We start from the raw sequence: 18,779 nt of genomic DNA, 5'->3' as shown, positions 1-18,779 counted from the left end.
AGAGGTAGAGGATGCCTATGACCGGGTTTTATGAAACCATCTCCCCTCGAGATCAACAACGTCCGCCAATATGGTTCCTCCGCCAAGTGGGGCGATATATACCTCAATATCAAGAGCTGAAAAGAAACCGTTCTTTGAAAGATTTTTTTTTGGATACTGAGTCTATTGTAGAAGCGACGCTATTAGGGCCTTCTTTATTAGGAGTAGATGCCGCTATTGTCTTTGCTGATATTCTCTCTATTCTAGAAGGGTTTTCTGTCGATTATCGATTTGCTCCTGGGCCAGAGGTTAGCTATTCCCCTCATGAACCTCTTATTTTCACAAAAGATCCTCAAGAAACATTCTCATTTCTACTGGAAGCTATCCAGCAACTAACGAAACGTCTCACGGTCCCTTTGATTGCCTTTGCCGCTTCTCCTTTTACTCTCGCCAGTTATCTAATAGAGGGGGGAGCATCTAGAGACTACCCTAAAACAATTGCATTCCTCTATCAATATCCCGACAGATTTAAAGCTTTATTGGATGAAATCACTCTAGGGACCGCTACTTATCTCCAGATGCAGGTGCAAGCTGGAGCTGCAGCGATTCAATTGTTTGAATCTTCGAGTTTACGACTGCCTCCTCACCTCTTTGCAAAATACGTAGTTGCTCCCAATACCAAGCTAATCCGTCAAATCAAGCAGACAGGGAATCCTCCTATTAGTCTGTTCTGCCGATGCTTTTACCAAGAATTTTTGTCTCTATATGCGATTGGAGCAGATACCTTACATCCCGATTATCACGTAGAGCTCCCAGAGGTTTACCGTCAGATACATAGTCCCGGATCTATCCAAGGAAATTTCGATCCTGCTCTTTTACTACTTCCCCAAGACGCACTGATTGCTCACCTTGAAGCTTATCTTGCTCCCTTAAAACAGCAATCGCATTATATTTTCAATTTAGGGCATGGTATCTTACCTCAAACGCCAATAGAAAATGTACAGGCTGTTGTATCATGTTTAACATCAATTTCAACTTCCTAAAAGGGCTGCATCAACCAGCTCCTCGCTATACGAGCTACCCCACCATCGTCGACTGGGAATCCTCCTCAGATTATGGCTATACGGCCTTGGAGAGGCTTGCTCAGGAGCAAGATCCTCTTTCTTTATACTTCCACATCCCATTCTGCCAATCTATGTGTCTATATTGCGGATGTACTGTTGTTTTAAATAGAAAAGCAGAAATCGTAGATCACTACATAGAGACGTTAATCCAAGAAATGCGCCTAGCTTTCTCGTTATTAGGAGGGAAGAAACCAGTCTCTAGAATTCACTTTGGTGGCGGGACTCCTAGTCGTTTATCGCGTGCTCAATTTGAACGTTTGTTCACTCATATCCATCGTTTTTTTGATTTATCCAATATCGAAGAACTTGCCATAGAGTTCGATCCTCGAAGTCTCAGAGAGGATGCCGATAAACCTCTATTCCTTCATAACCTAGGTTTTAATCGTGTGAGTCTGGGTATTCAGGATACCCAATGGGAAGTTCAAGAAGCTGTTCGTAGACGCCAATCTTACGAAGAATCGCTCTTAGCTTATCAACTATTCCGAGACTTAAAATTCACAGGTATTAATATTGACCTCATTTATGGTCTCCCTAAACAAACACAGTCTAGTTTTAAACAAACCATTGAACATATCTTAGATATGCGGCCAGACCGCCTAGCCCTTTTCTCCTTCGCTCATGTACCTTGGGCTAAGCCGCATCAAAAGGCTTTGCGCACTAAAGATCTCCCTTCCATGGAAGAGAAATTCGCGATTTATTCCCAATCTCGGCATACCCTGATCCAGGAAGGCTACCAGGCTATTGGTCTAGATCATTTTTCTCTTCCGGATGATCCTCTAACTATCGCCCTTAAGAACAAAACGTTGATTCGTAATTTCCAAGGGTACTCTCTTCCTCCTGAAGAAGATCTTCTAGGTTTTGGTATATCGGCAACCAGTTTCATTCGGGGGATCTATTTACAAAATGTTAAGGATCTTCGTGAATATTCTGAGACTATTCAGGCTGGCAAACTAGCAACTGTGAAAGGCAAGATTCTTTCTCAGGATGATAAAACCCGCAAATGGGTGATTCATACCCTAATGTGTTCTTTTTCATTGTCTAAACTGGAGTTCGAACAACGGTTTCATGAACGCTTTGATCGATACTTTGCAGATAGCTATGATCGGCTGTGCGGGATGGAGAGTGCAGGATTAATTCGGCAAGACTCCTCTTCTTTACAAGTAACTCCTCTTGGAGAGCTTTTTGTACGGGTCATTGCCACAGCCTTTGACCATTATTTTTTGAAGAACATCGTAGAAAAACCTCTTTTTTCGAAGTCTATATGAAACATGCTCTCATTGTTGGCTCAGGTATTGCCGGCCTTTCTGCCGCGTGGTGGCTACACAAACGATTCCCTCATGTGCAGCTGTCTATTCTAGAAAAAGAGTCTCGATCTGGAGGGCTAATTGTCACAGAGAAACAACAAGGGTTTTCCCTCAATATGGGCCCTAAAGGTTTTGTTTTAGCTCATGATGGGCAACACACCCTTCACCTCATTCAGTCTTTAGGCCTAGCAGACGAGCTATTATATAGCTCTCCAGAGGCTAAAAACCGCTTTATCCACTATAATAATAAAACCCGAAAAGTCTCGCCTTGGACTATTTTCAAACAAAATCTCCCTCTCTCTTTTGCTAAGGATTTCTTTGCGCGTCCTTACAAACAAGACAGCTCCGTGGAAGCCTTCTTTAAAAGACACAGTTCTTCCAAGCTTAGAAGAAATCTTTTAAATCCCATTAGCATTGCTATTCGTGCAGGACATAGTCATATATTGTCTGCACAGATGGCTTACCCAGAATTAACACGAAGAGAAGCTCAAACAGGATCGTTGTTACGTAGTTATCTCAAAGATTTTCCTAAAGAGAAACGCACAGGCCCTTATTTAGCTACCTTGCGGTCTGGGATGGGAATGCTAACCCAGGCTTTGCATGATAAATTGCCTGCTACCTGGTATTTTTCTGCACCCGTCAGCAAAATCCGTCAGTTGGCGAATGGGAAAATTTCTCTTTCATCTCCTCAAGGAGAAATAACGGGAGATATGCTCATTTATGCTGGGTCCGTGCACGATCTCCCTTCCTGTCTAGAAGAGATCCCTGAAACCAAGCTTATCAAGCAAACGACTTCATCTTGGGATCTCTCTTGTGTATCTTTAGGATGGCATGCATCCCTCCCTATCCCTCATGGATATGGCATGCTTTTCGCTGATACGCCTCCCTTATTAGGGATCGTGTTTAATACGGAAGTGTTCCCTCAACCCGAGCGGCCTAATACAATAGTCTCTCTTCTTTTAGAAGGTCGATGGCACCAAGAAGAAGCGTATGCTTTCTCACTAGCAGCTATTTCTGAGTACCTGCAAATTTACACTCCTCCCCAAGCTTTCTCACTATTCTCTCCTCGAGAGGGACTTCCCCAACACCATGTTGGATTTATCCAATCCCGCCAACGCCTTCTATCTAAACTTCCTCACAATATAAAAATTGTAGGGCAGAATTTTGCAGGTCCAGGTCTCAACCGCGCTACAGCGTCTGCTTATAAAGCTATAGCTTCTTTACTACCATGAGGCATCTGCTAATAGTTCTCTGCATAGAGAACTCGTGAATGTTAACATCTTCCCAATATATTCCTGTCTTGGTCGCATTTGAAAGAAACGTTTTTCAATGTGGCTGATTAATAACGCATTTCTTTGTTCAGTTGCTTGTATAGCTTCATACACATGAGCAAGCCCCGAAACCCAACGCATCTCCAAAGACACACGGATGTGCGGCGGATCTATCAACTTTACATAAGGATGGTGCGGAGCATCCCACTCTTCTTGGATCGCTTCGAAAAGAGTTTGTGATTTAGACACATTCCCTAAATATAGGTAGGTTTCTGCTAAATCCATTCGCATTAAATAATACAAAGGAGCCCAAGCTTTCATCTCCTTTGCTAACAAAGAATTTTCCGTAAAAGTCTCTAAAGCTTTTGTTAACCAAGCGATCTTTCGAATTGGATCTCCCTCACCTCTTGCCTGCAAATAATAAACCAAAGGCAACAAAGGCGAGTTCGGGAATAATTCTGGGAATTGTGTTAAATACTCTAATAATTCTGTATCTCCAGAAAGATATTGCTCTAATGAATACTGTAAAAGATACAGTCGATCTCCCCAAGGCCGATCAGATATGCCTAACGAATATGCCTTCGATATAGGATTTTCACTAGTATGACTAACTGCCCACACCATCCTCAAAGAGGATTGCCATAAAGAGGCTCCTGAAGAAAAAGCTTCTGCTATTTGCTGTATTGCGCTAGGGTCCTGCTGCGACAGAGCAGAAAAACACTGCAAAATACTTTTCTCAAATAAAGTCTGATTCTGATGAGCAGACCCCCAAGATACCAACGATCCTTCATATAGAGCTCTCCATAAAGAGAGCTTGCGTCTCACCAGAAGATCTTCTGTTTGAATTAATGTTTCTGTCAACCGAAGTTGTATCTCTCGATCCAACTGGTCGTACACTAGCCGTTGTATAGGAGAGCAAGAGAGCTTCTCTCTATGATGACGACTAATCATCTCCTTTAGCAGTAATCCATGAAACTCTTCTTCAGATAAAGAACGCGAGCTTCCCAATACCTTAAAAAAAGAAGAGCCTTCTTTCCCTGGCTCAGGTAAGAAATTTCTATCCATCCATTTTAAAAATTCCTGATGTGAAAAGGATAAAGACACCTGTTCTCTGACCTGCTGACATAAAATAGGATCTTTTTCTAAGACTGCCAATAGATACAATCCTATACCGGCATCCTCTCTCCCCCACCCCTTGTAAGCTTTAAGAAAGAATTCTTTAGCGGAAGCATAGTGCCCTTTGTAACAAGCTAAACACCCTAAATACTCATAAGTTTCCGCTAAAGACACTCCCAGTCGATCTGCATACCGAATTACAGAAGAAAAAGCCTCTTCTGCACGAGAGAAATCCCGCAAGTAAAACCAGTACTTGCCTAGAAAGAAGAGGTATTCCGGATATTTCTTATGGGTCTCAACAAAGACGGTTTTCCCAAAATCTAATAAGCGAGATATTTCTTGTATTTGAGATTTTTTAAAATATTGTTCGAGAAGCGAAAAGTAAGCATGTTGAGAATAAATCGATGTGAGATAGTGTCCTCCTGATATGAGAACCTCCAGTTCGTGTTCTCCAAGAGTCTCTTCCCATGGAAGTTTACTTAACGCATGTGCAAATAAAATTGCGTCGACTTCTTGTGATCGGTCTAAGCTTCCTAATTCTATTTTTTTGATTAACTGCTCCACAGCCTCTGCGTAACTCTCTTCCGCACTACAATAGGCCAATAGCAACTCTATAGAGGGGCTCCCTTGCAGCTCCTTCTCTTGTTCCCACCGTATGGCTAAGGAGATTCGCTTTAAGAAGGCTTGCTCCACCTCATATACCGTTGAAAGAGGTGAACAAAGCCCTGAAGTCAGATTTTCTTGCAACTCCTCGCATAAACGTAAAGCGTCCTGATAATTTTTTTGTTCTCTTGCAAAAAGGATCTCTGCTTTCTTGTTCTCATAACTGCTATGCAGTGTCATATTATATAAAGAAAGTAGGAGATGATCTTGCGGTGAAGAGGAGCATCCGCTACTTTCCAGTAAACGGACTAAGTCCTTTAAAGAAGCTCCTTGAGGATTGAGTACCTGCCACACTTGCTTAATACGAGCTTTTGACTGCGGAGGCATTACAGCTAAAGAAAACAGAGGTTTTACAAGCTCCGAGCATAACTCTTGTTCTCCCCGCTTTAAACTCCCTCGTATATATTCACAAATTAACCATGTTGCTGTTTCCCAATCTTTCTCAGATAAAGATGAGCTGTCATTCACGATACGACGAATAAACGCATCAAAAATAGGCAAAAGCGGCTTGCCCTCTTGCATCGCCTTGCGAACGTCTGCGCATTGGTGCCCAAAAGAAAGTGGCACGTCAGCTCCGAAGCATATCCCCCAACCTATCAGAAACCATGAACAGCTTCCAGAGATGAATCTATAAATATTCATATGAAAAAACACTTGTTTATTCCTCTTCAAAGAAGACTGCAAAGACTTCTCATCATGAGGGCATCTTAATAATCCATTCTGAAAAGATCTATGAAGAATCTTCTAACAAGAGAACAAGCTCCTTTCTTTCTTTTCTAAACAAGGTTCAGCGCTTTCTATTAAAAGAAACCCTATTCAGACCCTATGCAGCACATAGTTTTATAAAAAATTTTTCTATTAACAGAGGAAAAATAACCTATTGATAAACAGAGCGGTACAAGGAGATGTCAAATAAAGCTGCTTTAGGATCCTTACCTAGATTCTAGAAAATGGTTGCATGAATTTGAACAAACAAACTAATTAAAAATTAAAACTGAAAAAAATAGTTTAAAACAACAACTAGAGGATATTTTTTCATGGCGCTAAAAGATACGGCAAAAAAAATGACTGACTTGTTGGAAAGTATCCAACAAAATTTGCTTAAAGCAGAAAAAGGAAATAAAGCCGCAGCACAAAGAGTTCGTACAGAATCTATCAAATTAGAAAAGATCGCGAAGGTATATCGTAAAGAGTCCATTAAAGCAGAAAAAATGGGCTTAATGAAAAAAAGCAAAGCCGCTGCTAAAAAAGCTAAAGCTGCTGCTAAGAAGCCTGTTCGCGCTGCAAAAACAGTGGCTAAAAAAGCTTGTACAAAAAGAACTTGTGCTACTAAAGCAAAGGTCAAACCAACAAAAAAAGCCGCTCCTAAAACAAAAGTTAAAACAGCGAAAAAAACTCGCTCAACAAAAAAATAATATTTTAGCGCTTTCTCTTTTTTATAGAGGGCACTTTTATCAACAGGGCCCTCTTTCCTCTTCTCATTGATCCCTTCTCTTTTTTTTGTTATCCTTTCCGTTCTCGCAAAGGCAAGTCCTTGCAAATAAAAGTACAACCTCACACCTCCTTTGGAGGAAAAACCTTTCACTTTCTTTAGGATTCAAGTTGCTCTCCTGCTATCGTAACTGTAAACATTTTGGCGTCTGTGGAGGCTGTTCATCTCCTCAAATGGAATATGCATCCTCTTTAAAAACAAAAGAGCTTGCGCTCCATAATTTATTTGCACCTCTTATCCCATCCCAAAATATTCTCCCTGTAATTCCTTGTTCTCCTCTTCTTCGTGGAAGAAATAAAATGGAATTTTCTTTTTACCAAACGGTTGATGGAGAAAAAACTTTAGGTTTTATTTCTCCATCAAAACCTAAAAAAGGAATCCCAATTACCGAATGTTTAATGATTGATGAGCGTGCCATGGATATCCTTAATATCACTCGCTCATGGTGGACTGCCCATCCTGACCTGTCTGCGTACTATCCACCATTAAATAAAGGCTCCTTGTGCACTATTACAGTCCGGGTAGGCAATATCTCTAATGATTTTATGATTATTCTGACTACATCAGGAAGAGAAGAATTCGCTGTACCTCTGAATATAATCCAAGAATGGCAACAATCTTTATTAGATTCTGGACTACCGATTACTTCGATTTTCTGGGAAGAAAAACTCTCCGCACGGAACTCTCCCACAACCTTCCGGACAACTCATCTATACGGAGCTCCTTTCCTCAAACAACAATTATCGATAGATGGCCGTTCTAGTCTCTTCCATATCCGTCCAAGAAGCTTTTTCCAGCCACAAAGCCTCCAAGCAGAAAAAATCATTCAAACTATCAAAGAATTCATTGATCCTTGCGGAGAAGAGACTCTCTTGGATCTATATTGCGGAGCTGGGATTATCGGCATTTTACTGGCTCCTTACGTAAAAAAAATTATTGGAGTCGAACTAGTCCCGGATGCTGTTGCTTCAGCACAAGAAAATATTCAGCTTAATTCCGTGGATATGGAAGTGTTTTTGGAAGATGCAAAACAATTTTGCAAACGGAATGAAAACCTTCCTTCCCCAGATATTGTAGTCATCGATCCTCCTCGTTGCGGCATGCAAAATAGAGCCTTAAAATACCTTTTACGCATGGCTCCTAAAAAAATTGTGTATGTCTCCTGCAATCCTCTTACACAAATCCAAGAATGCTCTGTTCTTGTAGAGCAAGGATATCAGCTACGGCGCATGCAGCCTATTGATCAGTTTCCGCATACTAATCATTTGGAAAATATTGTTCTCTTAGAAAGGCTTTCTTAAAACAAGAAAGCCTTATTCCTAATGCTGTTCCTTCTGGAAAAGGATTGATCCCCCTATCTTCCTGTGTTAACCTATCCTTTTTAACCCTAATAAAAGGCACCTCGATGTACTCGCGTCTGTTTTTTAGTATCCTGTTCTTTTTAGGATGTTGCCCAGCTCTATTTGCTGATACGGATTCTCCTCAACGCGCAACGTTTGGACAACCTGCAGTCATGTTAGGAATTGCTATCGTCTTTTTCTATTTTATCTTGTGGCGTCCAGAACAAAAACGTCGTCAAGCTATGGAAAAAAGAAAAAGCGAGTTAGCTGTTGGAGATAAAGTAACTGCTATGGGAATCGTTGGCACCATTGCGGAAATCCGAGAACACACAGTCATTCTCAACATTGCCTCAGGGAAAATTGAAATTCTTAAAGCTGCTATTTCAGAAATTCTTAAAGCTGAGAAATAAAAACGAGCTCCTTTCAGCAAAGCCCAGGTCCTTGGGCTTTGCTTCCTTGTAATAAAACTTTAAAAAACTCCGTTGATTTTTTATAGAGTAACCTATAACTTGACGCTACAGTCTCGTTGAAATTCCAGGGATTTTTATAATTATGACTTGGCTTTCAGGCCTGTACTCTATCTTTGTCGCTTCTGCAGCATTTTGTTCTTTAGGTCTTATTCTTGTCGCCGTTATCCTGCTTTCCAGGAAATTCCTTATTAAAGTGCATCCTTGTAAGCTAAAAATCAATAATGATGATTCCCTCACTAAGACTGTAGACAGCGGGAAAACATTGCTATCTTCCTTATTAGATTCAGGAATCGCTATCCCTTCTCCTTGTGGAGGGAAAGCTGCTTGTAAGCAATGCAAAGTCCGCATTACAAAGAATGCTGATGAACCATTAGAAACAGATCGTTCTACCTTTTCTAAGCAGCAGTTAGAACAAGGATGGAGACTTTCCTGCCAAACGAAAGTACAACACGATCTCTGCTTAGAAGTAGAAGAGCGTTATTTCAATGCTTCTTCTTGGGAGGGTACTGTTGTATCAAACGAGAATGTTGCTACCTTTATCAAAGAACTTGTTCTTTCTGTAGATCCTTCGCGCCCTATTCCTTTTAAACCTGGAGGCTATCTACAAATTACCGTTCCTCCTTATAAAACCAATACTTCGGACTGGAAGCAGACTATGGATCCCCAATACTATAGTGATTGGGAGACTTTCCATCTATTCGACCAAGTTATTGATAATCTATCTTTAGATACCGACTCTGCGAATAAAGCGTATTCCCTAGCTTCTTATCCAGCAGAACTTCCTTTGATCAAATTCAATGTCCGGATCGCGACCCCTCCTTTTGTGGATCAAGCTCCCGACCCGACCATCCCTTGGGGAGTCTGCTCTTCGTATATATTCTCTCTGAAACCCGGTGATAAGGTAATGATATCCGGGCCTTATGGGGAGTCTTTCATGAAAGAGGACAACCGTCCTGTTATCTTCCTAATAGGAGGTGCTGGATCTTCTTTTGGAAGAAGCCATATTCTTGATTTACTGTTGAATAAACATTCTGACAGAGAACTGACTTTGTGGTATGGAGCACGTTCTCTTAAAGAAAATATCTACCAAGAAGAGTATGAGAAGTTAGAGAAAGAATTCCCCAACTTCCACTATCACTTGGTTCTCTCTCAGCCTTTACAGGAAGATTTAGACCAAGGATGGGATAAGAATGATCCTATAAAAACCAATTTCTTGTTTAAAGCTTTCGAACTTAGACAACTGAGTCATCTCCCCAATCCAGAAGATTATCTATATTACGTTTGCGGTCCTGCTCTGCATAATAGTAGCATCTTAACCTTGTTAGATAATTATGGTATTGAGCGCTCTTCTATTGTTTTAGATGATTTCGGAAGTTAACCTGCTACAAGGGTGCTAACTTTCTTCCATCACTCCAAGAAGAGTCTCTAACAACAGTTCTTCATAGCTTCTAATTTCTTTCTCATGCGTTAATTAATAAGCCCTTGCTATCAGCATACAGACTGTGGCAAGGCTTTCAAAAAGAGCTAAACTTCTTGTTAATGACAAACTTTCTCGATTCTCTTGCATGTATAGTCATCTGCGGCCTACATACATGCTTTTGATCTTTCCAGCAGGCCTCTGTTTTGAAATTCCGTTATGATCCCCAGGATCCCTCTGTCCATTCTAAGGAGCATGGTATTCTAAAGTCTTAAAAGGGTAGAAAAAGAGAAATATTTGATAAGCTGAAAATGCTCTAAAGGATAAGGAAGAAGATAGTAGAGAATTAGAGATAATTTGACTAGGATTACAGCAAGAAGAAGAGAGAAGGTATTTTAGAGAAAAGAAAAGGGGGTAACTGCGTTAGCGGCTACCCCCTTCTCCTTTTTAGTCTGTGACTAAGATCTTATATAATAAAATGCTTGGCGACGACCTACTCTCCCATACTCTTGTGTATAGTACCATCAGCGATCAGAGGCTTAACTTCTGAGTTCGGAATGGTGTCAGGTGTTTCCCTCTCTCTATTATCACCAAGCTAATCCTGGTATCGTTTCTCACGTATACTAATAGACGCTTAAAAGCTTGTCTTCTACGTACTTGCACTCTCTACTCTTTTTCTTATTGTCTTTGCCTTTCGGCTCTTCCAATCATAAAAAGACCAAGTCTTTGGACTTATTAGTATTGGTTAGCTGAACACATTACTGTGCTTACACCTCCAACCTATCAACCACGTAGTCTACATGGAGTCTCATTGGGATACCTTATCTTGAGGGAGGCTTGGCATTTAGATGCTTTCAATGCTTATCCTTTCCGAACGTAGCTACTCGGCTATGCCCTTGGCAAAACAACCGACACACCATTGGTTCGTCCATTCCGGTCCTCTCGTACTAGGAACAGCTCCTCTCAAGTATCCTGCGCCCACGAAGGATAGAGACCAAACTGTCTCACGACGTTTTGAACCCAGCTCGCGTACCGCTTTAATTGGCGAACAGCCAAACCCTTGGGACCTTCTCCAGCCCCAGGATGCGATGAGCCGACATCGAGGTGCCAAACCGCCACGTCGATATGAACTCTTGGTGGCGATCAGCCTGTTATCCCCGGAGTACCTTTTATCCGTTAAGCGACGGCGATTCCACTTTCCACCGCCGGATCACTAAGCCCGACTTTCGTCTCTGCTCGACTTGTTGGTCTTGCAGTCAACCTATCTTATACCTTTACGCTCTACTCGTGATTGCCAACCACGATGAAATAAGCTTTGGGCTCCTCCGTTACTTTTTAGGAGGATACCGCCCCAGTAAAACTGCCCGTCTGGCAATGTCCATCTTCCAGATTCATGGAATAATGTTAGATTCCCAGCTTGTTAAGACCAGTATTTCAACGTTGACTCCCACTCTCCTGAAGAAGAGTGTTCTTAGTCTCCTGGCTATCCTACACATAACAAACCAAAAATCAATACCAAAGTACAGTAAAGGTTCACGGGGTCTTTTCGTCCTTTCGCGGGTAAACAGCATCTTCACTGCTACTACAATTTCACCGAGTCTTTCGTTGAGACAGTGCCCAGATCGTTACACCATTCGTGCAGGTCGGAACTTACCCGACAAGGAATTTCGCTACCTTAGCACCGTTATAGTTACGGCGGCCATTCACCAGGGCTTAGGTTCAATGCTTCACTTTGCAGCTGACATATCCCTTTAACCTTTTGGCATTGGGCAGGCGTCACACCATATACTTCCCCTTAGAGGTTTGCATAGTGCTGTGTTTTTGCTAAACAGTCGCCTGGGCCATTTCTCTGCGGCCCCCCGGGGCTCCTATCGTTCCATAGTCACCCTAAAAGGCTCCCCTTATTCCGAAGTTACGGGGATAATTTGCCGAGTTCCTTAACGAAAGTTATCTCGCGCGCCTTAGAATATTCATCTCGCCCACCTGTGTCGGTTTTGGTACGGTCACCATCAACAGCTAGAAATTATTTCTTGAAAGCCTCGCTCCACACCATCGGTTCCCCCGAAGATTCCCCTTGATCGCGACCCGATCTTATGTTAGCGGATTTGCCTACTAACCGTTCTCATCGCTCTACGGACTCTTCCAATCGTCCGCGTGCTTAACTTACTCCGTCATTCCTTCGCTATAGTTTTAGGTGGTGCAGGAATATTTAACCTGCTGCTCCATCGTCTACGCAGTTACGCCTCAACTTAGGGGCCGACTAACCCAGGGAAGACGAGCTTGACCCTGGAAACTTTGGGCTTACGGCGAGGGAGATTTTCACTCCCTTTATCGTTACTTATGCCATGGATCTTCACTAGTATCCGCTCCAGCGCTCCTTCCGGTACACCTTCTCTGCTGAATACTACGCTCTCCTACCGCGTGTCTTATCGACACACCCGCGATGTCGGTTTTATGCTTAGTCCCGTTTATTATCGGCGCAATGATTCTCGATTGGTGAGCTGTTACGCACTCTTTAAATGATTGCTGCCTCTAAGCCAACATTCCAACTGTCTTCGAATCATCACTTCCTTACCCACTCAGCATAAAATTAGGGACCTTAATCGGCGGTCTGGGCTGTTCCCCTCTCGACAACGAAGCTTAGCCCCCGCTGTCTATCTCCCGGACTCGCTTCTGGTATTCGGAGTTTGATTTCCGTTGGTAAGCCGGTAGGCCCCCGCTAGAATTCAGTGCTCTACCCCCAAAAGCTTATTATCCGAGGCTAACCCTAAAGTTATTTCGGAGAGAACAAGATATCTCCAAGTTTGATTGGCCTTTCACCCCTATTCACAACTCATCCAAACCTTTTTCAACAGGTACTAGTTCGGTCCTCCACATAGTTTTACCCATGCTTCAACCTGGTCATAAATAGCTCACTTGGTTTCGTGTCTAAACCAAACGACTCTTCGCTCTTTTAAAACTCGCTTTCGCTCCGGCTCCGGAATGTATATCCCTTAACCTCGCCGTTTAGCTTAACTCCCTGGCTCATCATGCAAAAGGCACGCCGTCAACCTTGACCCTTACGGGCCATTGGTCTCCGACCGCTTGTAAGCTACTGGTTTCAGGTTCTATTTCACTCCCTTAACAAGGGTTCTTTTCGCCTTTCCTTCACAGTACTGGTTCACTATCGGTCATTGACTAGTATTTAGCCTTGGAGAGTGGTCTCCCCAGATTCAGACTAGGTTTCACGTGTCTAGTCCTACTCAGGTGTTGAGGTCGGTCTTTCTCTCCTTTCGTCTACGGGACTATCACCCTGTATCATCCATCTTTCCAGATGTGTTCAACTAGGAGTCCTGATCCTTTATCCTCAATCCTACAACCCCGAGCCTTATCAGCTCGGTTTAGGCTATTCCCCTTTCGCTCGCCGCTACACAGGGAATCTCTTCGATTTCTTTTCCTCTGCTTACTAAGATGTTTCAGTTCGGCAGGTGTCGCTTTGCATACCTATGTATTCAGCATGCAATGGTAGTCTATTACTCTACCGGGTTTCCCCATTCGGATACCTCCGGGTCTTTGCTTATCACCAGCTCGCCGGAGCTTTTCGCAGGTATTTGCGTCCTTCTTCGCCTGTCAATGCCAAGGCATCCACCAATAGCTCTTATTAACTTGGTCTGTAATTTCTATAGATCCATGCAAGCACTTCACCTAAAAGACAAATACTCTTAAACGTCTATTATTATGCGTGAAATATACTTGTTACCATGATTATTTCTTTACAATAACATACTTGATCACAAACTATATGTCTCGTCCTCACCGCGCTACTCTTAACAACACAAATGAAATAGAATGCTTGCTCTTACATATAAACGCTTGCCCAACCTAGTCAGAAACCCTCTCAGGCTTCTTCCTTATCCTTAAAAGGAGGTGATCCAGCCCCACCTTCCGGTAGGGCTACCTTGTTACGACTTCATCCTAGTCATCAGCCTCACCTTGGGCGCCTCTCTCCCTTGCGGGTTGAGTCAACGACTTAAGGTAAAACCAACTCCCATGATGTGACGGGCGGTGTGTACAAGGCCCGGGAACGTATTCACGGCGTTATGGCTGACACGCCATTACTAGCAATTCCGACTTCATGTAGTCGAGTTGCAGACTACAATCCGAACTGGGGCCAGCTTTGAGGATTTGCTCCATCTCGCGATCTTGCCACCTTCTGTACTGGCCATTGTAGCACGTGTGTCGCCCTGGGCATAAGGGCCATGCTGACTTGACGTCATCCTCGCCTTCCTCCTGGTTAACCCAGGCAGTCTCGTTAGAGTTCCCACCCTAAGTGCTGGCAACTAACGATAAGGGTTGCGCTCGTTGCGGGACTTAACCCAACACCTCACGGCACGAGCTGACGACAGCCATGCAGCACCTGTGTATATGTCCTTGCGGAAAACGACATTCTGCCGCGGTCATATACATGTCAAACCCAGGTAAGGTCCTTCGCGTTGCATCGAATTAAACCACATGCTCCACTGCTTGTGCGGGCCCCCGTCAATTCTTTTGAGTTTCACCCTTGCGAGTGTACTCCTCAGGCGGCATACTTAACGCGTTAGCTCCGACACGGATGGGGTTGAGACCATCCACATCCAAGTATGCATCGTTTACGGCAAGGACTACCAGGGTATCTAATCCTGTTTGCTCCCCTTGCTTTCGCGCCTTAGCGTCAGGTATAAATTAGAAAAGCGCCTTCGCCACTGGTGTTCTTCCACATATCTACGCATTTCACCGCTACACGTGAAATTCCCTTTTCTCCATCTATCCTCTAGAAAAATAGTATTAGATGCCGACTCGGGGTTGAGCCCCGATCTTTGACAACTAACTTACCTTTCCGCCTACACGCCCTTTACGCCCAATAAATCCGATTAACGCTAGCACCCTCCGTATTACCGCAGCTGCTGGCACGGAGTTAGCCGGTGCTTCTTTACCTGGTACGCTCAAATCCAGCGGGTATTAACCGTCTTCTCTTATTCCCAAGCGAAAGTGCTTTACAACCCTAGAGCCTTCATCACACACGCGGCGTCGCTTCGTCAGACTTCCGTCCATTGCGAAAGATTCTCGACTGCAGCCTCCCGTAGGAGTCTGGGCAGTGTCTCAGTCCCAGTGTTGGCGGCCAATCTCTCAATCCGCCTAGACGTCATAGCCTTGGTAGGCCTTTACCCCACCAACTAGCTGATATCACATAGACTCTCCCTTAACCGAAAGGTCCTAAGATCCCCTTCTTTAACGTTACTCGGATGCCCAAATATCGCCACATTCGGTATTAGCGGCCGTTTCCAACCGTTATTCCCAAGTTAAGGACAAATTATCTATGCATTACTAACCCTTCCGCCACTAAACAATCGTCGAAACAATTGCTCCGTTCGACTTGCATGCCTCATCCACGCCGCCAGCGTTCAATCTGAACCAAGATCAAATTCTCAGAAAAAATATATACTTTGATTTATTAACGGGTTCCTTAATCTCTTAAGAAATCCTCACAAGCATCTATACTGGCCTGCATTCTATCTCATTTGCATTGTTAAGAAAAGCTTCCAGCCTCTCAGCCTTCCACTCTATCGCGCCCTCTCATCCACGTAAGAGGCCTTCCTTCAACCCTCGTTCGAAAGAAAGCTACATCCTATGCTATCCCCTATTTTTTATGCACCTATTTTTTATCAACTCCCCAAAAAACCCTTTTTCTTAACCTCTCAATTTATCCCCTCACACACTATCCTTAACACTTTTTATAAAACAAAATTTTCCTCTCTTTTTTTCTTTTTTTTGCTCAAAAAAATCTTTTTGCATCTTCGCTTCCTTTTTCAAAAACACCGCTTTAGATTTTATTCACCTTGATCTTCCATAAAAACAATCTCTTCATTATACTTCTCTTTCCCCAACGTAGAGCGCCTGCACGCTTTGCTAGTTGGGGAGTTTCACCATGGCGAACGTAGCTCAGTTGGTTAGAGCGTCGGATTGTGGTTCCGAAGGTCGCGGGTTCGAACCCCGTCGTTCGCCCTTCTTTATAGTTTCCTAAAAAGACTACTTCGATTCTTTTATTTTTCCTGTTATAACAAGCTACACATGTGCGTTGGAGTGCTAGGATCATTGAGAGCTTCCGCAATGATAGGCTAACACCTCCATATAAGCGCTATTTCTGTTAAGAGTCCCTATCAGTTAGATAAGAGAGAGGAACTATGGGAAAAGAACGGAAGAAAGCAAGCGTTTCTCTTTCTCCACAAACAGTCTTTGCTGTTAAAACATGCGTGTATCTAGCCCTAGCCTGTTTCTCTGGATTAAGTCTATGGAGTTTCCAACATAATCAACCTTACACACAAAACTGGATAGGTTTACTCGGCTGGTCTCTCAGCTCCTTCTTGCTATATAACTTTGGTGTCGCTGCCTTTTTAATCCCCCTAAATTTTGGATGGCTTTCTTTTCTAAATATGAAGAGAACCCCAGCTCCTTTAGCTTTTAGAAAAGCAGCAGCTTTTGGCGCAATTCCGGTTTGTTGCGCAGTATTATTGTCTATGATTTCTCCAGCTCAAAACCTTCCACAGTTTTTAGCTACAAGAGTGCCCATGGTTGTCATGGATCTTCAACCTCCTAAAGCGTACCTAGGGGGCATTCCGTTTTACTTGCTGTACGATGGAAATTCTTTTTCTTTAAAACTATTAATTGGTGCAGTGGGAACAGGATTAATCTTTCTGGCCATATTGCTATGCGCGATCTTTTATCTTATCCCTAAATCTTTTGTGTTAAAAAAAAAAGCTCTCCTAGACGATCTCCTAAAATTTCTCAAAAACAAATTTTACGCATGTTGGAACGCCTGCAAAAAGCTTTTAAAAAATCTTGTTAACAATAAGTCTTATGTCCCCAAACCCTCTCTTCGCGTTCCATCTTCGCCTTCTGTTGCTAAAAAGGAAATGCTCAAACTTCCAACCCCAGTGATTTCACTTCCTCTGGAAAATAAAGATTTACACGATGACTCCTCTGTGAACCGCACCATTTTTCTCACCCCACCGCATCCGACAAAAAGAACATTATCGCCTCAAAAAAGAACTGATCTTCCTAATCTTTTGCCGAAAGACTCGGCTTCAGCTCCTGCACAAACATCTTACAAGCCTTTACCTACCCCATCCCCATTTGTACTAGCAGGAGACGCCCCGGACTTACCACAATACCATCTCTTGAGTAAGCGGAATGTGCACCGCCCAGAATCTCTCTTGGAAGAATTAAAAAAGAAAGCTGCTATTTTACAGCAAACATTGGCTAGCTTTGGAATAGAAGCTGCTATTGGGAACATTTGTTCAGGCCCCACCCTTGCCGCCTTTGAAGTCCTCCCCAACACTGGAGTCAAAGTACAAAAAATCAAAGCTTTAGAAAATGATATTGCATTGAACTTGCAAGCTTCTAGCATCCGCATCATCGCCCCTATCCCTGGGAAAGCTGCGGTAGGAATTGAAATCCCCAATCCAGATCCTCAGCCCGTTAACTTCCGAGATTTATTAGAAGATTACCAAAAAGGAACACAACGACTCCAAGTTCCTCTTCTTCTCGGGAAAAAAGCTAATGGCGATAACTTTTGGACAGATTTGGCAACCATGCCCCATTTAATTATTGCAGGAACCACTGGATCTGGGAAATCTGTCTGCATTAACACGATTGTTATGTCTCTTATTATGACTTCTCCCCCTACAGACATAAAACTCGTAATCGTGGATCCTAAGAAAGTAGAGTTAACAGGATACTCGCAACTCCCTCATATGCTAACTCCTGTTATCACAGAATCTAAAGAAGCCCATAGCGCTTTAATTTGGCTTGTTCGAGAAATGGAACTACGTTATGAAATTCTTCGATTTTTAGGGCTACGAAACATCCAATCCTTTAATTCTCGAACTCGCAATGTGGATATCGAAGCTTCGTACGATAAAGAGATCTCAGAAAAAATGCCGTTTATTGTTGGCATCATTGACGAGCTTTCTGATTTACTTCTTTCTTCCTCTCATGATATCGAAACGCCTATTGTACGCTTAGCTCAGATGGCTAGAGCTGTAGGAATCCACCTAATCTTAGCAACACAACGCCCTTCTCGAGATGTGATCACAGGATTAATCAAAGCAAACTTCCCTTCTCGAATCGCCTTTAAAGTTGCCAACAAAGTGAATAGCCAAATTATCATTGATGAGCCCGGAGCCGAAAACTTGATGGGGAATGGGGATATGCTAGTAGTTTCTCCAGGATCTTTTGCGCCTGTTCGTGTTCAAGGCGCCTATATTTGCGATGACGACATCAACAAAGTCATTAAAGATTTATGTTCAAGATTCCCATGCAAATATGTGATCCCTTCTTTTAATACCTATGACGATCCAGGTTCTATGGATCCTGAAGATTTAGATCCATTATTTAACCAAGCTAAAACTCTTGTTTTACAGACAGGAAATGCCTCGACAACTTTCCTCCAAAGAAAACTCAAAATTGGTTACGCTAGAGCGGCTAGCATCATTGACCAGTTAGAGGAAGCTAGAATCGTGGGGCCCTCAGAGGGAGCTAAACCGCGTCAAATACTAGTCCAATTATCAAATCAGGACGATTAATCC

At 42.9% G+C, this 18,779-nt stretch carries 10 protein-coding genes, 1 tRNA gene and 3 rRNA genes; 10 read left to right on the top strand and 4 right to left on the bottom strand.

Features of this window, described 5'->3' with window-relative positions; translation table 11 throughout:
• Window positions 1-11 precede the first annotated feature (11 nt).
• From hemE to CTA_RS04060, 3 genes are read left to right on the top strand one after another with little or no spacing between them, the layout of a single operon-like run.
• Window positions 12-1,022: a uroporphyrinogen decarboxylase gene (hemE, locus tag CTA_RS04070; protein WP_009872125.1), complete on the top strand. Its 1,011-nt coding sequence runs from the start codon at window positions 12-14 to the stop codon at window positions 1,020-1,022.
• The gene (hemN, locus tag CTA_RS04065; protein ID WP_009872124.1) at window positions 995-2,368 is read left to right on the top strand and encodes an oxygen-independent coproporphyrinogen III oxidase; all 1,374 of its coding nucleotides are present in this window, start codon (window positions 995-997) and stop codon (window positions 2,366-2,368) included. The genes hemE and hemN overlap by 28 nt, the downstream gene beginning before the upstream one ends.
• Complete coding sequence (locus tag CTA_RS04060; RefSeq protein ID WP_009873346.1) at window positions 2,365-3,639, top strand: protoporphyrinogen oxidase; 1,275 nt, start codon at window positions 2,365-2,367, stop codon at window positions 3,637-3,639. The genes hemN and CTA_RS04060 overlap by 4 nt, the downstream gene beginning before the upstream one ends.
• On the opposite strand, the gene CTA_RS04055 is transcribed toward CTA_RS04060, so the two are convergent.
• Window positions 3,631-6,099: a phosphoprotein gene (locus CTA_RS04055; RefSeq protein ID WP_011324853.1), complete on the bottom strand. Its 2,469-nt coding sequence runs from the start codon at window positions 6,097-6,099 to the stop codon at window positions 3,631-3,633. The two genes, CTA_RS04060 and CTA_RS04055, sit on opposite strands and share 9 nt — an antisense overlap.
• Window positions 6,100-6,494: 395 nt before the next feature.
• Between CTA_RS04055 and hctA the strand changes: the two genes are divergently transcribed.
• The 4 genes from hctA (at window position 6,495) to nqrF (ending at window position 10,137) form a co-directional block, all read left to right on the top strand.
• Window positions 6,495-6,872 carry a histone H1-like protein Hc1 gene (gene hctA, locus CTA_RS04050; RefSeq protein ID WP_009872121.1) on the top strand — a complete coding sequence of 126 codons (378 nt, stop codon included), beginning with the start codon at window positions 6,495-6,497 and terminating at the stop codon, window positions 6,870-6,872.
• A 187-nt stretch (window positions 6,873-7,059) separates the two neighbouring features.
• Window positions 7,060-8,250 carry a 23S rRNA (uracil(1939)-C(5))-methyltransferase RlmD gene (rlmD, locus tag CTA_RS04045; RefSeq protein WP_010725329.1) on the top strand — a complete coding sequence of 397 codons (1,191 nt, stop codon included), beginning with the start codon at window positions 7,060-7,062 and terminating at the stop codon, window positions 8,248-8,250.
• Window positions 8,251-8,354: 104 nt separating this feature from the next.
• On the top strand, window positions 8,355-8,699 hold the full coding sequence (yajC, locus tag CTA_RS04040; RefSeq protein WP_009872119.1) for a preprotein translocase subunit YajC: 345 nt from the start codon (window positions 8,355-8,357) through the stop codon (window positions 8,697-8,699).
• 142 nt (window positions 8,700-8,841) lie between these two features.
• Entirely contained in the window at window positions 8,842-10,137 is a 1,296-nt protein-coding gene (nqrF, locus tag CTA_RS04035; protein ID WP_009872118.1) for an NADH:ubiquinone reductase (Na(+)-transporting) subunit F, read from the top strand.
• Between the two features lie 519 nt (window positions 10,138-10,656).
• On the opposite strand, the gene rrf is transcribed toward nqrF, so the two are convergent.
• The 3 genes from rrf to CTA_RS04020 form a co-directional block, all read right to left on the bottom strand.
• Window positions 10,657-10,771: ribosomal RNA gene (rrf, locus tag CTA_RS04030) — 5S ribosomal RNA — on the bottom strand.
• A gap of 119 nt (window positions 10,772-10,890) precedes the next feature.
• Window positions 10,891-13,827, bottom strand: a 23S ribosomal RNA gene (locus CTA_RS04025).
• Window positions 13,828-14,075: 248 nt separating this feature from the next.
• Window positions 14,076-15,628: ribosomal RNA gene (locus CTA_RS04020) — 16S ribosomal RNA — on the bottom strand.
• The 16S, 23S and 5S rRNA genes sit together here, the layout of an rRNA operon.
• 194 nt (window positions 15,629-15,822) lie before the next feature.
• On the opposite strand from CTA_RS04020, the gene CTA_RS04980 reads away from it, so the two are divergent.
• From CTA_RS04980 to CTA_RS04005, 3 genes are all read left to right on the top strand, one after another.
• Window positions 15,823-16,035: a hypothetical protein gene (locus tag CTA_RS04980; protein ID WP_009872117.1), complete on the top strand. Its 213-nt coding sequence runs from the start codon at window positions 15,823-15,825 to the stop codon at window positions 16,033-16,035.
• Between the two features lie 88 nt (window positions 16,036-16,123).
• Window positions 16,124-16,197: transfer RNA gene (locus CTA_RS04010), tRNA-His, on the top strand.
• A 179-nt stretch (window positions 16,198-16,376) separates the two neighbouring features.
• Window positions 16,377-18,776 (top strand): FtsK/SpoIIIE family DNA translocase, encoded by a 2,400-nt coding sequence (locus CTA_RS04005; protein WP_011324852.1) that lies wholly within the window; start codon window positions 16,377-16,379, stop codon window positions 18,774-18,776.
• Window positions 18,777-18,779 lie beyond the last annotated feature (3 nt).

This window comes from Chlamydia trachomatis A/HAR-13, from assembly GCF_000012125.1.
In the GTDB taxonomy this organism is placed as follows: Bacteria; Chlamydiota; Chlamydiia; order Chlamydiales; family Chlamydiaceae; genus Chlamydia; species Chlamydia trachomatis.
The sequence above is the reverse complement of the archived record's forward strand: the minus strand, read 5'-3'. Positions and strand labels throughout refer to the sequence as shown.

Excerpts from the sequence above, each read along its gene's own strand:
- hemE (WP_009872125.1), top strand. The coding sequence starts at position 12 with ATGCCTATGACCGGGTTTTATGAAACCATCTCCCCTCGAGATCAACAA.
- hemN (WP_009872124.1), top strand. The coding sequence starts at position 995 with ATGTTTAACATCAATTTCAACTTCCTAAAAGGGCTGCATCAACCAGCT.
- CTA_RS04060 (WP_009873346.1), top strand. The coding sequence starts at position 2,365 with ATGAAACATGCTCTCATTGTTGGCTCAGGTATTGCCGGCCTTTCTGCC.
- CTA_RS04055 (WP_011324853.1), bottom strand. The coding sequence starts at position 6,099 with ATGAATATTTATAGATTCATCTCTGGAAGCTGTTCATGGTTTCTGATA.
- hctA (WP_009872121.1), top strand. The coding sequence starts at position 6,495 with ATGGCGCTAAAAGATACGGCAAAAAAAATGACTGACTTGTTGGAAAGT.
- yajC (WP_009872119.1), top strand. The coding sequence starts at position 8,355 with ATGTACTCGCGTCTGTTTTTTAGTATCCTGTTCTTTTTAGGATGTTGC.
- nqrF (WP_009872118.1), top strand. The coding sequence starts at position 8,842 with ATGACTTGGCTTTCAGGCCTGTACTCTATCTTTGTCGCTTCTGCAGCA.
- CTA_RS04980 (WP_009872117.1), top strand. The coding sequence starts at position 15,823 with ATGCTATCCCCTATTTTTTATGCACCTATTTTTTATCAACTCCCCAAA.
- CTA_RS04005 (WP_011324852.1), top strand. The coding sequence starts at position 16,377 with ATGGGAAAAGAACGGAAGAAAGCAAGCGTTTCTCTTTCTCCACAAACA.